Annotated in this window: 2 protein-coding genes; one reads left to right on the forward strand and one right to left on the reverse strand. The window is 70.3% G+C overall.

Annotated elements, in window-relative coordinates; all coding sequences use genetic code 11:
- Positions 1 to 216 (reverse strand): hypothetical protein (locus tag ABZW03_RS40245; RefSeq protein ID WP_355269760.1); only part of this gene is annotated, 216 nt, incomplete at its 3' end.
- A gap of 261 nt (positions 217 to 477) precedes the next feature.
- Between ABZW03_RS40245 and ABZW03_RS40250 the strand changes: the two genes are divergently transcribed.
- Entirely contained in the window at positions 478 to 1,911 is a 1,434-nt protein-coding gene (locus tag ABZW03_RS40250; protein WP_355269762.1) for a Cys-Gln thioester bond-forming surface protein, read from the forward strand.
- Positions 1,912 to 1,999: the final 88 nt, after the last annotated feature.

A 1,999-nucleotide genomic window follows, 5' to 3' on the forward strand; every position in this document is an offset into this window, starting at 1 on the left:
CGCGATGGGGGCGCGCGTGATACTGGCTGCCAGGTGGGCGAAGCGGTCGAAGGCCTCGTCCGCGGACGGGTCGTTGAGGCCAAGGCCGCGCAGCCGCGGACGGCCCGGCGGTGCCCTGAGTCGATGGGGCGGTGACCTTCCCTGTCGACAAATATGTTGATCGAGAAGGTTGTTGCGCCCGCACGCGCAATCCGCCGGATAACCGAAAACGTCCACCGAGTTTCCGTCGCACCGTCAGCTTGTGTGGGACCTGAGGGGATTGATAACGATCCAGATACGGAATCGTCCTGATTTCGCATGGGGGTTTCGGGGCCTCCGGGGCTCAATAGGATTCGTCTGGTTCATACCCGCAGCAGTGCCACAGGGGGCATGCGCGGAACGGCAAGTCGGCGGGCCGCCCACTCGGTGCGGTCCGGCCCGGAGGGATCCCAGATGTTCCAGAGGCAGGGGCGGAGTCTGTCCCGGATAACCACTGTCATGCTCACGACCAGCTTGGCGCTGGGCGGTGGCCTGTTCGCGGCCGGTGCGGCGGCCGCGGCCGGCACCCCGAGCTCGGGCGTGACCGCGGAAGTCCAGAACGAGATGCTCGGCGAGAAGATCGACGTCGACGGCCGGACCATCGACGGCGGCCTGTTCACCCTCAAGACGGACGCGGGTGAGAAGCTCCGGACGTACTGCATCGACTTCGACAACCCGGTCTACCTGGACAGCAACGCCAAGTACCACGAGGCGGACTGGGCGGCGAGCTCCCTCAACAGCAACGCGAACGCCCCCAAGATCCGCTGGATCCTGGACAACTCGTACCCGCAGGCGAGCCTGGCCTCCCTGGCCACGGCCGCCGGCGTCGAGGGCCTGACCGACGCGGACGCCGCCGCCGGCACCCAGGCCGCGATCTGGAAGTTCTCGGACAACAAGACCGCGGTCCCGCGCAACGACAAGGCCAAGAAGCTGCGCGACTACCTCGTCGGCGACGCCAACAAGGGCGTCGCGGCCGAGCCGAAGCCCTCGCTGACCCTCTCCCCGGACTCGGCCTCCGGGAAGTCGGGCAGCAAGCTCGGCCCGTTCCTGCTGAACTCCAGCGCCAACGGGGTCAAGCTGACCGTCACCGGCGACGCCGCGGACAAGGTCAAGCTGCTGGACAAGGACAACAAGCCGGTCAACGGCACCCTGGCCGGCCCGATCGGCAAGGACACCCCGCTGTTCCTGGACGTGCCGGCCGGCACCCCGGACGGCAAGGCCGCCATCAACGCCACCGCCGAGGCCACCGTGCTCAGCGGCCGGGTCTTCATGAGCAAGGTGGACGGCAAGGGCCGCCACAGCCAGACCATGATCCTGGCCAGCTCCACCAAGGTGAACGTCGCGGCCGGCGCCAAGGCCACCTGGAAGCAGGGCAAGGGCGCGCTGATCGACAGCTCCGCCAAGGAGGAGTGCGCCGCCGGGGGCGTGCGGGTGTCCGTCACCAACAGCGGTGACGAGGCCGCCACCGTCACGGTGGGCAAGCAGCAGGTCGCCGTCCAGCCCGGCAAGACCGAGAGCGTGCTCGTCAAGGTCGAGGAGAAGGCGAGCTACGACATCACCGTGGCCGGTCCGAACGGCTACTCCAAGCAGTTCACGGGCGTCCTGGACTGCAAGGTCGGCGTGACCCCGACCCCGGCCCCGACCACCCCGGCCGCGACCGGCACGCCGTCGGCCACCCCGACCGCCGCCCCGTCGGCCACCCCGAGCAACGGCGCCGGCCAGCCGGCCCCGGCGACCACCAGCGCCGCCCCGGGCACCGGTGGCCTGGCCCAGACCGGTGCGAATGACTCCACCCCGATCCTCGCCGCCGTCGCCGGTGGCCTGGTCGTGGCCGGTGGCGCCGCCGTCTTCGTCCTGCGCCGCCGCGGCCGCCACGGCCGCAGCACCGCCTGATCCGACTGAACCGCCCGACCGGGCCGGGAGGCGCTGACCTCCCCGGACCCTGAGCGCGGCCACCGGCCATGTTCACGGTGGTGGTGGT

Source organism: Kitasatospora sp. NPDC004799, assembly GCF_040609095.1.
GTDB lineage: Bacteria > Actinomycetota > Actinomycetes > Streptomycetales > Streptomycetaceae > Kitasatospora.